12 protein-coding genes and 3 tRNA genes are annotated in these 14,211 nt (G+C 70.2%); 7 read left to right on the top strand and 8 right to left on the bottom strand.

Going from position 1 to position 14,211, the window contains the following annotated elements:
• Nucleotides 1-117 precede the first annotated feature (117 nt).
• Together prpF and PKA16_RS14520 are read right to left on the bottom strand one after the other, a co-directional pair.
• A complete protein-coding gene (gene prpF, locus PKA16_RS14525; protein ID WP_324404245.1) occupies nucleotides 118-1,284 on the bottom strand; it encodes a 2-methylaconitate cis-trans isomerase PrpF in 1,167 nt (388 codons plus the stop codon).
• Nucleotides 1,274-2,146: an oxaloacetate decarboxylase gene (locus PKA16_RS14520; RefSeq protein WP_324404244.1), complete on the bottom strand. Its 873-nt coding sequence runs from the start codon at nucleotides 2,144-2,146 to the stop codon at nucleotides 1,274-1,276. Before PKA16_RS14520 ends, prpF begins: the two co-directional genes overlap by 11 nt.
• A 55-nt stretch (nucleotides 2,147-2,201) precedes the next feature.
• Between PKA16_RS14520 and PKA16_RS14515 the strand changes: the two genes are divergently transcribed.
• The 5 genes from PKA16_RS14515 (at nucleotide 2,202) to PKA16_RS14495 (ending at nucleotide 7,390) form a co-directional block, all read left to right on the top strand.
• Nucleotides 2,202-2,870 (top strand): response regulator, encoded by a 669-nt coding sequence (locus PKA16_RS14515; protein ID WP_324404243.1) that lies wholly within the window; start codon nucleotides 2,202-2,204, stop codon nucleotides 2,868-2,870.
• Complete coding sequence (locus PKA16_RS14510; RefSeq protein ID WP_324404242.1) at nucleotides 2,867-4,321, top strand: sensor histidine kinase N-terminal domain-containing protein; 1,455 nt, start codon at nucleotides 2,867-2,869, stop codon at nucleotides 4,319-4,321. Before PKA16_RS14515 ends, PKA16_RS14510 begins: the two co-directional genes overlap by 4 nt.
• Before the next feature lie 113 nt (nucleotides 4,322-4,434).
• Nucleotides 4,435-5,415, top strand: a complete 981-nt coding sequence (locus PKA16_RS14505; RefSeq protein WP_324404241.1) for a tripartite tricarboxylate transporter substrate binding protein — start codon at nucleotides 4,435-4,437, stop codon at nucleotides 5,413-5,415.
• Nucleotides 5,416-5,440: 25 nt separating this feature from the next.
• Entirely contained in the window at nucleotides 5,441-5,887 is a 447-nt protein-coding gene (locus PKA16_RS14500; protein ID WP_324404240.1) for a tripartite tricarboxylate transporter TctB family protein, read from the top strand.
• 3 nt (nucleotides 5,888-5,890) lie between these two features.
• Nucleotides 5,891-7,390: a tripartite tricarboxylate transporter permease gene (locus PKA16_RS14495; RefSeq protein WP_324404239.1), complete on the top strand. Its 1,500-nt coding sequence runs from the start codon at nucleotides 5,891-5,893 to the stop codon at nucleotides 7,388-7,390.
• Nucleotides 7,391-7,498: 108 nt separating this feature from the next.
• On the opposite strand, the gene rnr is transcribed toward PKA16_RS14495, so the two are convergent.
• Nucleotides 7,499-9,781: a ribonuclease R gene (rnr, locus tag PKA16_RS14490; RefSeq protein WP_324404246.1), complete on the bottom strand. Its 2,283-nt coding sequence runs from the start codon at nucleotides 9,779-9,781 to the stop codon at nucleotides 7,499-7,501.
• A gap of 21 nt (nucleotides 9,782-9,802) precedes the next feature.
• On the opposite strand from rnr, the gene PKA16_RS14485 reads away from it, so the two are divergent.
• Nucleotides 9,803-9,887, top strand: a tRNA-Leu gene (locus tag PKA16_RS14485).
• A gap of 120 nt (nucleotides 9,888-10,007) precedes the next feature.
• Here the strand turns inward: PKA16_RS14485 and phaR are convergent.
• The 5 genes from phaR to PKA16_RS14460 all read right to left on the bottom strand — a co-directional run bounded on the left by phaR (nucleotide 10,008) and on the right by PKA16_RS14460 (nucleotide 12,959).
• A complete protein-coding gene (phaR, locus tag PKA16_RS14480; RefSeq protein ID WP_324404238.1) occupies nucleotides 10,008-10,577 on the bottom strand; it encodes a polyhydroxyalkanoate synthesis repressor PhaR in 570 nt (189 codons plus the stop codon).
• Between the two features lie 143 nt (nucleotides 10,578-10,720).
• Nucleotides 10,721-10,796: transfer RNA gene (locus PKA16_RS14475), tRNA-Lys, on the bottom strand.
• A 59-nt stretch (nucleotides 10,797-10,855) separates the two neighbouring features.
• A tRNA-Lys gene (locus tag PKA16_RS14470) sits at nucleotides 10,856-10,931 on the bottom strand.
• Nucleotides 10,932-11,025: 94 nt separating this feature from the next.
• On the bottom strand, nucleotides 11,026-11,844 hold the full coding sequence (locus PKA16_RS14465) for a tRNA threonylcarbamoyladenosine dehydratase (protein WP_324404237.1): 819 nt from the start codon (nucleotides 11,842-11,844) through the stop codon (nucleotides 11,026-11,028).
• Complete coding sequence (locus tag PKA16_RS14460) at nucleotides 11,841-12,959, bottom strand: YeeE/YedE family protein (protein WP_324404236.1); 1,119 nt, start codon at nucleotides 12,957-12,959, stop codon at nucleotides 11,841-11,843. Before PKA16_RS14460 ends, PKA16_RS14465 begins: the two co-directional genes overlap by 4 nt.
• A gap of 342 nt (nucleotides 12,960-13,301) precedes the next feature.
• Between PKA16_RS14460 and PKA16_RS14455 the strand changes: the two genes are divergently transcribed.
• Nucleotides 13,302-14,211 (top strand): class I tRNA ligase family protein (locus tag PKA16_RS14455; RefSeq protein ID WP_324404235.1); only part of this gene is annotated, 910 nt, incomplete at its 3' end.

Raw genomic sequence — 14,211 nt, 5'->3', positions numbered from 1 at the left:
GCGGCGTTGCAGTTCTTGCCAAGGCCGCCGGCATTGGCTGCGAACCGCGCCTTGCTGCAAACCTTTTTCTGGCTTTTATAAGTGCCTGATGGCGTGAAACACTGCACCAGCCATGCGTCATGTCGATTGCCGCGGCACCCAGACCTGCCCCGTCATCAGGCGCCGCGCGCTGCGACTGACGCTGACGCGGGCGATGCGCCAGCCCGCGGGCGTTTCGTCGCGCACCGCTTCGGCCTCGACCGCGATGCGCCCCGAGGGATGGCCCATGCGCAGCGCGCCGCCCCGCGCCCCGGCGCAGTCCGCGACCAGGGTTCCGGGCAGCGCCGCAGCCGCTGCCAGAGCGATCGCACCCGTGCCCGGCAGCGCATGGTGAAACGGCCCCATCGACAGCATGCGCACCAGCAGGTCGATTTCTTCAGCGACCACCGCCCGGCCGTCGCTGGCCGCGTAGCCGACCGGCGCCGCCACCAGCGCCAGCTTGGGCGTGGCCGGGCGCTCGCGCGTGGCCTGCGGCGCGTCGCGGGCCAGGCCCATGGCGACGGCGGCCTGGGCGCGCACGGCCTCGCAGCGCGCCAGCAGGCCGACATCCGGGTTCAGGGCCTGCGGCAATTCGACCCCTGCCAGGCCAAGCGCGGAGGCCGCCACGATGGCGGTTGGATTGCCGGCGTTGATCAGGGTGGCCTCGACCGGACCGAGGCCAGGCACCCGCAGCAGGTCGCGCACGCGCCCGGTCGGCAGCAGCGGGCGCGCGCCGCCCGCCGGATCGAGGAAGTCGAGCCGGATCTCGGCGCCGCCGAAGGCGACGCCATCGAGCCGGGACTTCCCGGTCTCCAGCACCTGCCCGCCGCGCATCGGCACATGGGCGATGATGCGCTCGCCCAGATTGGCCTGCCAGATGCGCACCTGTGCGATGCCATCGGCCGGCGCATCCTCCAACATCCCCTGCTGCAGGGCGAACGGGCCCACCGCCGCGGCGAGGTTGCCGCAGGAGCCGGACCAGTCGATCAGCGGCTGCTCGATCGCCACCGCGCCGAACAGGTAGTCGACGTCGCAGCCGGGCTGGCGCGAGCGCTGCACCAGCACCACCTTGCTGGTGCTCGAGGTCGCGCCGCCGACGCCATCGATCTGGCGCCCGTAGGGATCCGGGCTGCCGATGGCGCGCAGCAGCAGCGCGTCGCGCGCGGCCGATTCGGCCGGCAGGTCGCCGGTCCGGAAGAACAGGCCCTTGCTGGTGCCGCCGCGCATCCAGGTGGCCGGCAGCGCCAACACCTCCTCAGCCGGCATAGCGCTGCTCCAGCGCGTCCCAGGCCGGCTTGCCGACCAGGCGCTGGCGTTCGGCAAACGGCGCCACCAGCATCGGGTCCTCGGCCAGCTCGCCATGCTGCCTGAGCTGCGACAGCGCCCGCGTCATGCCCGCCAGCGCCGCCTGCAGCGCCGCGTTGGCGTAGAGCACGAAGCCGTAGCCCAGCGCCGCCAGCTCCGCCTGCGCCAGCACGGGAGTCTTGCCGCCCAGCACCAGGTTCATCACCAACGGGGACGCCAGACGACTTGGCAGCGCGCGCACGTCGGCCGCCTCGGTCAGGGCCTCGACGAACAGCAGGTCGGCGCCGGCCTCGGCGTAGCGCTGCGCGCGCTCCAGGGCATCGGCCACGCCATGCACGGCGGCGGCGTCGGTGCGCGCCAGCACCAGCAGGCCGCTGTCGGCCCGCGCGTCCACCGCGGCCCTGATCTTGCCGACCATCTCGCTCGTCTCGATCACGGCCTTGCCCTCGAAATGGCCGCAGCGCTTGGGACTGGCCTGGTCCTCGAGCTGGATGCAGTCGGCGCCGGCGCGCTCGAGCCGGCGCACCGCGTGGTAGACGTTGAGTGCGTTGCCGAAGCCGGTATCGGCATCGACCACCAGCGGCAGTTGCACGGCGTCGCGGATGCGCTGCGTGTGCTCGACGATCTCCGCCAGTCCCATGAAGCCCTGGTCCGGCAAGCCCAGGCTCATGTTGGTGACGCCGGCGCCGGTGACGTAGACGGCCTCGAAGCCCAGGTCCTCGATCAGGCGCGCCGACAGGGCGTTGAAGGCGCCGGGCAGCAGCGTGGCGCGCCGCGCGTCAGCCAGTCGCCGGAGGGTTTTGCGAGAATCGTTCGCAGTCATGGTGCTTCTCCGAAGCAATGATGCTAACCGGCGGAGAGACACGAGGAACCCCCGCATGCGCATTCTCCTGGCGGAAGACGAGCCCGAGCTGGCCAGCTGGCTGGCGCGCGCGCTGGAACGCAGCGGCCTGCTGGTGGACTGGGTCTCCGACGGGCGCGACGTGCTGCCCAGCCTGGCCGAAGGCTGCCACGACGCGCTGGTGCTCGACCTCGGCCTGCCGGGCCTGGACGGCCACCAGGTGCTGGCCACGCTGCGCGCCACCGACGCGCGGCTGCCGGTGCTGATCCTGACCGCGCGCGATTCGCTGATGGAACGCGTCGACACCCTGAACCAGGGCGCCGACGACTTCCTGGCCAAGCCGTTCGACCTGGCGGAACTGGAGGCGCGGCTGCACGCCCTGGTGCGGCGCGCGCGCGGCAGCGCGCACTGGGGCCAGAGCTGCGGGCCGCTGGCCTGGGACCCGGCCACGCGCGCCTTCACCCTGGGCGGCGAACCCTTGTCGCTGACGCCGCGCGAGCACGCCCTGCTGCGCGTCCTGGTGCAGCACGTGGGCAAGCCGTTGTCGAAGCTGGAAATCCTCGAGCGCGTGGTGCCCGACGCGCGCGACGTGCGCCCGGACGCCATCGAGGTGCTGGTGCACCGCTTGCGCAAGCGCCTGGCCGGAAGTGGCGTGCGCATTGTCACGCTGCGCGGCCTGGGCTACGTGCTCGAGGCCGACGCATGAGGCTGGCCTGGTCGCGAGCCAGCCTGCGGCGCACGCTGCTGCTGGCACTGGCCAGCGGCCTGCTGCTGGCCTCGGGACTCGGCCTCTGGAGCGCCTGGGACACCGCCCGCGACGCCGCCAACGCCGCCTACGACCGCTCGCTGGCTGGCGCCATCAAGGCCATCGATGCCAACATTTCCACGGCCAGCGGCGGCCTGGGAGTGGAGCTGCCCTACGCCCTGCTCGAATTCTTCCAGCTCACGGCCAGCGGCCCGGTGTTCTTTCGCGTCGCCACGGAGGACGGCCTGGTTGAAATCGGCAACACCGACCTGCCGCCGCCCGAAACCGGCCTGGTCGACGGCCAGCCGCGCTTTCGCGACGCCAGCTACCTTGGCGAACCGGTGCGCCTGGGTTCCTATGCACGCCGGCTCGACCCACCCCCCAGCGGCCACGCGGGCGGCACCCGGGTGGTGATCCAGGTGGCCGAAACCCTCACGTCACGCCAGCACTTCACGCGCGCCCTGCTGCTCGAGGCCGGGGCGCGCAACGCCCTGCTGGTGGCGCTGGCGCTGGCGCTGATGGCGCTCGCCACCGGCTGGGCCCTGCGACCGCTGGCCCGCTTGTCGCAAGAGGTGCGCCAGCGTGCGCCCGACGATCTGACGCCCATCCCGGTGGCACGGGTGCCCACCGAAGTGCGACCGCTGGTGGAGGCCATGAACCACCACATGGCGCGCCATCAGCAGGCCAGCGCGGCCCAGCGGCGTTTCGTCGACGATGCGTCGCACCAGTTGCGCACGCCGCTGGCCACGCTGACCACCCAGGTCGACTACGCCCTGCGCGACAGCGCGCCCGGACCCGCGCGCGAAACCCTGCAGGCCATCCACCACCAGCTCGGCCACGCCACGCGACAGGTCAACCAGATGCTGGCGCTGGCGCGCGCCGACGCCACCGAATTGCAGCCGCAGCCGGTCGAGCTGGTGGCACTGGCGCGCGAACTCACGCGCGACGCCTGGCCCCAGGCGCGCGCGGCCGGCATCGACCTCGGCTTCGAGGCGCCCGAAACCCCCTTGCCCACCATGGGCCACGCGGCATTGCTGCGCGAGGCGCTGGGCAACCTGTTGCACAACGCGCTGCGCTACACCCCGGCAGGCGGCCACGTCACGGTCCAGCTCGCGCGCGAGGGCGACAGCGCACGGCTGAGCGTGCTTGACGACGGACCCGGCCTGGCGCCTGACGAACTGGGCCGCGTCGGCGAGCGCTTCTTTCGCGGTCGCCACGCGCGCCCCGGCGGCACCGGTCTGGGACTGGCCATCGCGCGTGCCGTGGCGCAGCGCCACCACGGCACGCTGGAGCTGCAGCCGCGGCCCGGCGGCCGCGGCCTGACAGCCAGCCTGCGCTTGCCACGAGGCCCTTCCGGGCCCGAAAAAGACGGAAAACCAAGGGTTTTCCCGGATCAATCCGACCCGGTTTGAAAGGTGTTTGAAAGTTCCCCGTGGGTACAGTCACTTTCAGGCCCCGCCCTGCTCCGCGCGCCAGCGCCACATTTCGGGTTTCGGCCGAGACATCACGACAAGGAACCACAACCATGAGACTCAAGCTTCCCCTCGCCACCCTCGCCTTCGCCCTCGGCTTCGGATTGGCCCAGGCCGCGCCGCTGGACAAGACCGAATGCATCGCGCCCGCCAAGCCCGGTGGCGGCTTCGACCTGACCTGCAAGCTGGCGCAGGCGGGCCTGCTGGAAGGCAAGTTCATCGACACCCCGATGCGCGTGGCCTACATGCCCGGCGGCATCGGCGCCGTCGCCTACAACGCCATCGTGGCGCAGCGCCCGGCCGAGGACAACACCATTGTCGCCTTCTCGGGCGGCTCGCTGCTCAACCTGGCGCAGGGCAAGTTCGGCCGCTACAACGAGAACGAGGTGCGCTGGCTGGCTGGCGTCGGCACCGACTACGGCGCCATCATGGTGGCCGAGAACTCGCCCCTCAAATCGCTCAAGGACCTGGCCGAGGCCATCAGGCAGGACCCGCGCAAGGTGGTGTTCGGTGCCGGCGGCACCGTGGGCAGCCAGGACTGGATGAAGGCCGCGCTCACGGCCAAGGCCGCGGGCCTGGACCCGAAGGCCATGCGCTTCGTCGCCTTCGAGGGCGGTGGCGAGGGCCTGACGGCGCTGCAGGGCGGCCACATCCAGGTGCTCTCGGGCGACGCCTCCGAGGCCGAGGAGCACATCAAGGCCGGCGCCAAGATCCGCGTCATTGCCGTGCTGTCGGACCAGCGACTGGAAGGCGGCCTGGCCGACGTGCCGACCGCCAAGGAACAGGGCATGGATATCCAATGGCCGATCATTCGCGGCTTCTACATGGGGCCCAAGGTGAGCGACGCCGATTTCAAGGTCTGGGTCGACACCTTCGACAAGATGATGGCCACGCCCGAATTCGCCAAGCTGCGCGCCGAGCGCAGCCTCTACCCCTTCTCCAAGACCGGCGCCGAACTGGATGCCTACGTGAAGAAGCAGGTCGAGGCATATCGCAAGATTGCAGCCGAGGTCGGCCTGAAAGTCGCGAAGTGACGGCCCGGCCCCCAGGGACACGACCATGAGCGATCGCATCCTCGGCGCCGCGTGCGTGATCGTCGGCGCCGGCATGGCCTGGGCCGCGCGCGACTACGTGGCGCCCATCTCCTACGAACCGGTCGGGCCACGCGCCTTCCCGCTGCTGCTGGCAATCCTGCTGGCCGCCGGGGGGCTCTGGCTGATCGTCAAGCCGGGCGACGACGGGCCATGGCTGCGCAAGGTGCCGCTGGGGCCACTGGCCTTTGCCATCGCCGCGGTGTTCGTCTACGCCTTCCTGTTCCAGTGGCTGGGCTTCACCCTGGCGACGGTGGTGATGGCGCTGCCGATCGGCATGGCCTTTGGCGGCAACTGGAAGCAGTCGCTGGCCGGCGGCATCGGCCTGGGCCTGCTGCTGTTCCTGGCCTTCGACAAGCTGCTCGACGTGGTGTTGCCGTCCGGCCTGCTGGCCTTCATCCTGGGAGGGCGCTGAGCCATGGAAACCTTCGAGTTCCTGATGTCGGGCTTCGGCGTCGCGCTGGCGCCGACCAACCTGATGATGGCCGCCATCGGCGCCCTCATCGGTACCATCGTCGGCATGCTGCCCGGCCTGGGCCCGATCAACGGCGTCGCCATCCTGATGCCGCTGGCCTTCGCGCTCAAGCTGCCGCCCGAGACCGCGCTGATCCTGCTGGCCGCGGTCTACCTGGGCTGTGAATTCGGCGGCCGCATCTCGTCCATCCTGCTGAACGTGCCGGGCGATGCCGGCGCCATCATGACGGCGCTGGACGGCTACCCGATGGCCAAGCAGGGCATGGGCGGCGTCGCGTTGTCGATCTCGGCCTGGTCGTCCTTCATCGGCTCGATCCTGGCGAGCCTGGGCTTCGTGCTGTTCGCGCCGCTGCTGGCACGCTGGGCACTGGCCTTCGGCCCGGCCGAGTATTTCGCGCTGATGTGCTTTGCCTTTGCCTGCCTCACGGGCCTGATGGGCGACCAGCCGATGAAGGCGGCGCTGGCGGCCGTGATCGGCCTGGCCCTGGCCACCGTCGGGGTCGATGCCAACTCCGGCGTCTACCGTTTCACCGGCGACAGCGTGCACCTGGCCGATGGCATCCAGTTCATCGTGGTGGTGATCGGCCTGTTCTCGATCAGCGAGATCCTGCTGATGCTGGAGCAGCACCACAGCGTCGGCGGCATCATCCGCGAGACCGGGCGCGCGCTGTTCAACCTGAAGGAACTCGCCCGCACCTGGTGGACCACGCTGCGCTCGGCGCTGGTCGGCTTCGTCGTCGGCGTGCTGCCGGGCGCCGGCGCCACCATCGCCAGCGCCATGACCTACGGCATGGAAAAGCAGATCGCCGGCGACAATGGCAACTTCGGCGAGGGCGATATCCGCGGCGTGGCGGCGCCCGAGGCCGCCAACAACGCCTCGGCCATCGGCTCCTTCGTGCCGATGCTGACGCTGGGCGTGCCCGGCTCCGGCACGACGGCGGTGATGATGGGGGCGCTGGCGCTCTACAACATCACGCCGGGCCCGGCCCTGTTCACGCAGAACGCCGGCCTGGTCTGGGGCCTGATCGCCTCGCTGTTCATCGCCAGCGCGATCCTGCTGATCATCAACATCCCGCTGGTCGGCGTGTTCACGCGCCTGCTGCAGACGCCCAACTGGCTGCTCGTGCCCGGCATCCTGGCGGTGAGCGCGGTCGGCGTGTATTCGGTCCACGCCACCACCTTCGATCTGATGATGATGGCGGCGTTCGGCGTCGCCGGCTACCTGCTGCGCAAGCAGGGCGTGCCGATGGCGCCGCTGATCCTGGGCTTCGTGCTCGGCGACATGATGGAGCAGAACCTGCGCCGCGCGCTGTCGATCAGCGATGGCGAGGTCGGCATCCTGTTCGAGAGCCCGATCGCCATCGTCCTGTGGGTGCTGTCGGTGCTGATGATCGTGCTGCCGCCCATGCTGCGCATGCGCCGGCGCCGGCGCGCAGGAGCCTGAGCAGGACGCATGGGGAATGACCTCGCTGCGCTTCCATGACGCAGGGGTCATTCATCATGCCGGCGCGGGCCGGCGCTCTCGCACCGTGGCGGATCACGCGGCGGCGCGCTACCGCTTGCCGCGGCTGCCGCCCGCCTTCTTGCCGGTCGCCTTGCGCACCGCCTGCCGGAGGGTGTCGATCGGGGAGGCGCGTCCGGCGCCGCGCTCCGCTTCGCGTTCGCGGCGCGCGGCGCGCCGGGTCGACAGGCGCGTGGGCCGGCCGGCGTCGTCCGGCGCCACCACGCCCTTGTCGCGCAGCGCCCGCGCCAGCGGGTCGCCGGCCTCGTGCACCAGGCGAAAGTCGATCTTGCGCGCGTCCAGGTCGACCCGGCTGACCTGCACGCGCACGCGCGTGCCGATGCTGTAGCGAATCCCGGTGCGCTCGCCGCGCAGCTCCTGGCGGATCTCGTCGAAGCGGAAATACTCGCCGCCCAGCTCGGTGATGTGCACCAGGCCCTCGACGTGCAGTTCGTCGAGCGTCACGAACAGGCCGAAGCTGGTCGCCGCGCTCACCGTGCCGCCGTACTCTTCGCCCAGGTGCTCCTTCATGTACTTGCACTTGAGCCAGGCCTCGACGTCGCGGCTGGCCTCGTCGGCCCGGCGCTCGTTGGCGCTGCAGTGGATGCCCGCGGCTTCCCAGCCCAGCATCTCGGCCGTCAGCCGCCGCGCCTGATCGGGTCGTCCCTGCTCGCGCTGCGCGCGATCGTGCTGCAGGCGCCGCGCCAGCTTCTCGTGCGCCTCGCCCGGCGTCGGCAGCGCCGGCAGCTGGTACCTGCGGCCGGCCAGCATGGCCTTGATGACGCGGTGCACCAGCAGGTCCGGGTAGCGCCGGATCGGACTGGTGAAATGCGCATAGGCTTCGTAGGCGAGGCCGAAGTGCCCGCTGTTGATGGGCGTGTAGATGGCCTGGCTCATCGAGCGCAGCAGCATCATGTGAACCTGCTCAGCGTCCGGGCGCTCCTGCGTGGCCTGGGCGATCTGCTGGAATTCGCGCGGCGTCGGCTCGTCGCCCAGGCCGAGGCCCAGGCCGAGCGCCTTGAGGTAGGCGCGCAGCAGTTCCAGCTTCTCCGGCGTCGGGCCCTCGTGCACGCGGTACAGCGCCGCCTGCTTGCCCTGGCCGACGAAGTCGGCGGCGCAGACGTTGGCCGCCAGCATGCATTCCTCGATCAGGCGGTGCGCATCGGTGCGCTCGCGCGGCACGATCTTCTCGATGTGCCCGGCGTCGTCGCACACGATCTGGGTCTCGGTGGTATCGAAGTCGACCGCGCCGCGCTGCGCGCGCGCCTGCAGCAGGGCGCGGAACACCTCGTTGAGGTGCAGCAGGTCGGCCACGCGCGCCGCCTGCCGGCTGGCCTCGGGGCCGCGCGTGTTGCCCAGGATGGCCGCCACCTCGGTGTAGGTCAGGCGCGCGTGGCTGCGCATCACCGCCGGATAGAACTGGTAGGCCTGGATCTCGCCGGCGTGGTCGACCAGCATGTCGCACACCAGGCACAGGCGATCGACCTCGGGGTTGAGCGAGCACAGGCCGTTGCTCAGCTTTTCCGGCAGCATCGGCAGCACGCGGCGCGGGAAGTAGACGCTGGTGGCGCGTTCGTAGGCGTCGGTGTCGATGGCGCTGCCGGTCTTGACGTAATGGCTGACGTCGGCGATCGCCACCAGCAGGCGCCAGCCGTTGGGCCGCTTGCCGCGGCCCTTCACCACCGCTGGCTCGCAGTACACGGCATCATCGAAATCGCGCGCGTCCTCGCCGTCGATGGTGACCAGCGGCAGGTCCGTCAGGTCGACCCGGCCGGCCCGGTCCGGCGCGCGCACCCCATCCGGCAGTGCCCGCGCCTCGGCCAGGCAGGCCTCGGAAAACGCGTGCGGCACGCCGTACTTGCGCACCGCGATCTCGATCTCCATGCCCGGGTCGTCGATCTCGCCCAGCACTTCCCGGACGCGGCCCACCGGCTGGCCGTAGAGCGCCGGCGGCTCGGTCAGTTCGACCACCACCACCTGGCCGGTGCGCGCGGTGCCGATCGCGGTCTTGGGGATCAGCACGTCCTGGCCATAGCGCCGGTCTTCCGGCGCCACCAGCCACAGCCCGCCCTCGTGCAGCAGGCGGCCGATGATCGGCTGCGACGAACGCTGGACGATCTCCAGCACCCGGCCCTCGGGCCGGCCACGCCGGTCGTGGCGCACCACGCGCACCTTGACGCGGTCGCGGTGCAGCACCGCGCGCATCTCGCCCGGCGGCAGGTAGATGTCCGGCTCGCCGTCGTCGCGCAGCACGAAACCGTGGCCGTCGCGGTGGCCCTGGACCGTCCCCTCGATTTCTTCGAGCAGGCTGTTGATTGCAGTTGAATTTTTGATTTAGAATCTCCGTTTCCTGATGCCCAGGTGGCGGAATTGGTAGACGCACTAGTTTCAGGTACTAGCGGGTAACTCCGTGGAGGTTCGAGTCCTCTCCTGGGCACCAAAACAAGACGCGGCGGACTGGAACATACCAGACCCATCGCGCGCTGGAGCCACCTTCGGGTGGCTCTTTTTTTGCCCGCGCGGCGCCGGGCCGGAGCGCCGCGCGTCATGACAGCCGAAGTCAGCGCCGGATGCCAAAGGCCCCCAGCATCTGCTCGGTCTGGCGCGTCATCTGCTCCTGCATCTGCAGGAACAGCGTCTTCGACTGCTCCAGATAATCGCCCATCACGCCCTGCATCATCGGCGACTGCAGGCGCATGAACTGGGCCCACATCTCGGGCGTGAACCCCTGCGACTGCTCGGCCAGCCGCGCCTGGATGTCGAGGAACGCCTGGATGTTCTTCTCCAGGTACGAGCCCATGAAGCCCTGCATCGCATGGCCATAGAAGCGGATGATCTCGGCCAGCACCGTCTCCGTGAACATCGGTGCGCCGCCGGCCTCCTCCTCCAGGATGATCTGCAGCAGGATGCTGCGCGTCAGGTCCTCGCCGCTGCGCGCATCGTGCACGGCGAATGCGGTGCGCGACATGACCAGTTCGCGTACCTGCGCCAGCGTGATGTAGGACGAGGAACTGGTGTCGTACAGGCGCCGGTTGGGGTATTTCTTGATGACCCGCACCGGATGCGCACCGGTGGAAGGCGCCTGTACCCCGGACCGGGCGGCTGCGGTTGGCTTGCGATCACGTCCCATGACGCACTGACTCCCTGGCTGAAGCGGGTCGCGAAAGCCTCGCGTGGCCACGCGGGCTTCGCCTGAGCGCAGCTTGCCGCGGTCCGCACCTGCAGGCAGCAGGCCGCGCCGGGATCAGCCCGAGCACGCGGCCTTGCATGTCATGGTGGGTCGTGCGGGATTCGAACCCACGACCAACGGATTAAAAGTCCGCTGCTCTACCAGCTGAGCTAACGACCCGGGCACGTCATGATCCGGCAGCCCGATGCTGCGGTCGACCAACCGCGCGGCACAGGATCTGGTGGGGGCGCAGGGACTCGAACCCTGGACCAATTGATTAAGAGTCAACTGCTCTACCAGCTGAGCTACACCCCCGTATCCCGTGCCGCAGCGCGATTCATCGCCGCCAGCAAGGCGCTTCGTCAAAACTGCACGAAGCCTCTAATTATAGGACAACGCCGGGCAGCCCTCATGCCACGCCGACGCGCGTTCCGCATCCCGCCGCTGGCGGCCTCTGGCCGGCCAGTGCCGACAGCACCCAGCCGGCCGCGCAGAAGCCGAAGCTCGCGGTGACGGCAACGCTCGACCCATAGCCATGGCAGCTCAGCGAGCCATCGAGTTCGGCCGGTGCGTCGCACGCCTCGGGCAGGTGTACCGGCTCACGGCTGAACACGCAGGCCACCCCGATCGGACGCCCATTCCCCGGAGCGCCGGCGTGGCGGCGCAGCTTCTGGCGCAGCCGCGCCAGCAGCGGATCATGCGTCACCGCGGCCAGGTCGGCGACTTCGACCTGCTCGGCGCGCTGCTTGCCGCCGGCCGCGCCAACCGTGATGAAATGCACCGGATCCGCCTGCCGGCGCGCCCAGGTCGCCATGGCCAGCTTGGCGCTCACCTGGTCGCAGGCATCGATCACCGCATCCACCGGACCGGACAGCACGCCAGGCCAGTTCCCGGCATCGACAAAGGCATCCACCGCAGCCACCATGCAGCCGGGATGGATCTGGGCAATGCGCTCGCGCATGGCCTCGACCTTGGCCTGGCCGAGGGTGGCGGTGAGCGCATGCACCTGGCGATTCACGTTGGACTCGGCCACGTGGTCCAGGTCGACCAGCGTCAGACGCCCCACCCCGCTGCGCGCCAGCGCTTCCGCCGCCCACGAACCGACGCCGCCAATCCCCACCACCGCCACGTGCGCGGCACGGATGCGGCCGGCACCCGCCGCTCCGTACAGCCGCGCCAGCGCACCGAAGCGGCGTGCCTCGTCGGCTCCGGTCGGTGCCTCCGTCATGCCTGCCGCTCCAGCCGCCAGGCCTGGTAGCGCAGCGCTGCCACGGCGCCCCCGATGATGCTGGCCACGGCGCTGAAGCTGGTCAGGCTCAGGTTGGAGATGCCGCTCAGGCCCTGGCCGATGGTGCAGCCCAGCGCGGTCACGCCGCCAAAGCCCATCAGGGCCGCGCCGGCCAGGTGATTCGCCAGGTCCTCCGTGGTGCGAAAGCCTTCCCAGCGAAAGCTGCGCGTCGCCAGCGCGTGCAGGAAGGCGCCCACCACCACCCCCGCGACCGAAACCGCGGCAATGCCCAGGTGGCGGTTCTGGTCGCTGAAGAACATGATCCAGTCGATCGCGTAGGCCAGCGGCGCCGTGAAGGTGAGCGCCTCGATGCGGCCGGTGCGCGAGCCCAGGTAGCTGGCTTCCAGCGTGAGCGGATGCTCATCGATGAAACCGAGCCAGCCGCTGACCCACCACATGGCGACGATGGTGGCGCCGACGCCCAGCCCCGCCAGCAGGTTGTTGCGACGCCGGAAGCCGCGGCCCAGCAACGCCCACAGGGTCAGCGCCCCGCCCACCAGCAGTGCCGGCACCAGCAGCGCCAGGCTGTCGGACCAGCCCAGCGTGCTGGCCGCCAGGTGGCCCAGGGTGGCCGGCCCCGCGAACGCCACGTAGACCTGGTCCACCGTGCGATCGCGCAGCACCGCGGTCAGGCCGCGCAGGCTGACGTAGGCCGACAGCGCCATCACCAGGAACACCACCAGCGCCTTCAGGTTGCCCGCGCCCATGCGCACCAGGTTCTTGCTGCCGCACCCCGAGGACAGCACCATGCCGATGCCGAACAGGCCGCCGCCCACGATCGACGACAGCCACATCCAGCGCGCGTCCGCATACACCGAGTCGGCCGGGCGGATCCAGCCGCCGGCACCCAGCAGTGCGAAGCCCAGCACCGCCACGCCGGCCGCCAGCGCCCATTGACGTAGGCGTGTCCAGTCCCCCATGGTGACCGCGTCGGCCACCGCGCCCATGGTGCAGAAGCCGGTGCGCTGCACGATGGCGCCGAAGATGGCGGACACCGCGAACGTCGCCCACAGCACGGCGGTGGTCAGCAGGGCGACGTCGGACTCCGTCGGCATGGATGCGAATTCTATTGAACCCAAAAACGGCAGTTGGACGCGTTCGTCCGACAGGTGGAGGTGATCGAAGCAGCGGAAGTCAAGGTTCATGCGGATCTCGTGAAGAAGGCAAGCGGTCAACTGCCGTTGTTGGGTTGATCCACCCTTCGGCCCGCAGCGCACCCGCGTTCACTACACGTTTGAGAGCAGCCACGACAAGGCCACGGCGCTTGCTCGCCGAATTCGCGCCTTGCCGGGGCCGCGCCTGGCGACCGCGCGACGCGGACGCGAGAGCTAGAATTGACAGTTTTGCAGGCGGCGGCGCCAACGGCGCGCGCACCGCCGCGACCCGCCCAGCCAACCATGTCCGACCAGCCCACCCAGGAGCGCCTCGCCGCGCTGTCCAAGTCCTTCGAACCTGCCGCCATCGAAGCCCGCTGGGGCCCGGAATGGGAACGCCGCGGCCTCGGGCGCGCCGGCTGGCGCGGCACCGGCCGCCCCGACGCCGAGGCTGCCGCGCGCGGCGAGAACTTCGCCATCCAGCTGCCGCCGCCCAACGTCACCGGCACGCTGCACATGGGGCACGCGTTCAACCAGACCATCATGGACAGCCTGACGCGCTATCACCGCATGCGCGGCTTCAACACGCTCTGGCTGCCGGGCACCGACCACGCCGGCATCGCGACCCAGATCGTGGTCGAGCGCCAGCTGCAGGAGCAGGGCCGCAGCCGCCACGAGCTGGGCCGCAAGAATTTCGTCGCGCGCGTGTGGGAGTGGAAGCAGCAGTCCGGCGACACCATCACGCGCCAGATGCGCCGCATGGGCGACAGCGTGGACTGGAGCCGCGAGTACTTCACCATGGACGACAGGCTGTCGAAGGTCGTGACCGAGACCTTCGTGCGACTCTACGAGCAGGGCCTGATCTACCGCGGCAAGCGGCTGGTGAACTGGGACCCGGAACTCAAGAGCGCGGTGAGCGACCTGGAGGTCGAGAGCGAGGAGGAAGACGGCTTCCTCTGGCACATCGCCTACCCGCTCGCCGATGGCAGCGGCGAGCGCCTGGTGGTGGCCACGACACGCCCCGAGACCATGTTGGGGGACGTCGCCGTGATGGTGCATCCCGAGGACGAGCGCTACCAGCGCTTCATCGGCCAGGCCGTGACGCTGCCGCTGGTCGGGCGCGCGATCCCGGTCATCGCCGACGACTACGTGGATCGCGAATTCGGCACCGGCGTGGTCAAGGTCACGCCCGCGCACGACGCCAACGACTACG

This window comes from Ottowia sp., from assembly GCF_035325765.1.
Classification (GTDB): Bacteria; Pseudomonadota; Gammaproteobacteria; order Burkholderiales; family Burkholderiaceae_C; genus Ottowia.
This window is presented reverse-complemented; position numbering and strand designations above follow the sequence as displayed.

Excerpts from the sequence above, each read along its gene's own strand:
- prpF (WP_324404245.1), bottom strand. The coding sequence starts at position 1,284 with ATGCCGGCTGAGGAGGTGTTGGCGCTGCCGGCCACCTGGATGCGCGGC.
- PKA16_RS14520 (WP_324404244.1), bottom strand. The coding sequence starts at position 2,146 with ATGACTGCGAACGATTCTCGCAAAACCCTCCGGCGACTGGCTGACGCG.
- PKA16_RS14515 (WP_324404243.1), top strand. The coding sequence starts at position 2,202 with ATGCGCATTCTCCTGGCGGAAGACGAGCCCGAGCTGGCCAGCTGGCTG.
- PKA16_RS14510 (WP_324404242.1), top strand. The coding sequence starts at position 2,867 with ATGAGGCTGGCCTGGTCGCGAGCCAGCCTGCGGCGCACGCTGCTGCTG.
- PKA16_RS14505 (WP_324404241.1), top strand. The coding sequence starts at position 4,435 with ATGAGACTCAAGCTTCCCCTCGCCACCCTCGCCTTCGCCCTCGGCTTC.
- PKA16_RS14500 (WP_324404240.1), top strand. The coding sequence starts at position 5,441 with ATGAGCGATCGCATCCTCGGCGCCGCGTGCGTGATCGTCGGCGCCGGC.
- PKA16_RS14495 (WP_324404239.1), top strand. The coding sequence starts at position 5,891 with ATGGAAACCTTCGAGTTCCTGATGTCGGGCTTCGGCGTCGCGCTGGCG.
- phaR (WP_324404238.1), bottom strand. The coding sequence starts at position 10,577 with ATGGGACGTGATCGCAAGCCAACCGCAGCCGCCCGGTCCGGGGTACAG.
- PKA16_RS14465 (WP_324404237.1), bottom strand. The coding sequence starts at position 11,844 with ATGACGGAGGCACCGACCGGAGCCGACGAGGCACGCCGCTTCGGTGCG.
- PKA16_RS14460 (WP_324404236.1), bottom strand. The coding sequence starts at position 12,959 with ATGCCGACGGAGTCCGACGTCGCCCTGCTGACCACCGCCGTGCTGTGG.